Genomic DNA, 274 nt, shown 5'->3' on the forward strand with positions numbered 1-274 from the left:
AAGGGCGGCCGCGAAAAGCTGCCCTCGATTGTCAGAACCCTTCGAGGACGACCTTGCCGATGGTCGAGCCGCTCTCGAGCTGAGCATGCGCCTTCTTCAGGTTGTCGGCATTAATCGTGCCGAGGCGCACCGTCGCCGTAGAGCGGATGCGGCCGGCATCGGCGGCGGCACCGACCTCGTCGAGAATCCGTCCCTGTTCGATCATGTCGGGCGTCTGATAGATCGAGCGGGTGAACATCAGCTCATGATGGATCGACACTGCCTTGCGCTTGAA

General features: G+C 61.7%; 1 protein-coding gene. It reads right to left on the bottom strand.

Annotated elements, in window-relative coordinates:
- Positions 1–31: 31 nt before the first annotated feature.
- A partial coding sequence (locus PY650_RS36990; protein ID WP_285885074.1) for a zinc-binding dehydrogenase occupies positions 32–274 on the bottom strand: 243 nt, incomplete at its 5' end.

This window comes from Martinezella calliandrae (assembly GCF_030272695.1).
Classification (GTDB): Bacteria; Pseudomonadota; Alphaproteobacteria; order Rhizobiales; family Rhizobiaceae; genus Rhizobium; species Rhizobium calliandrae.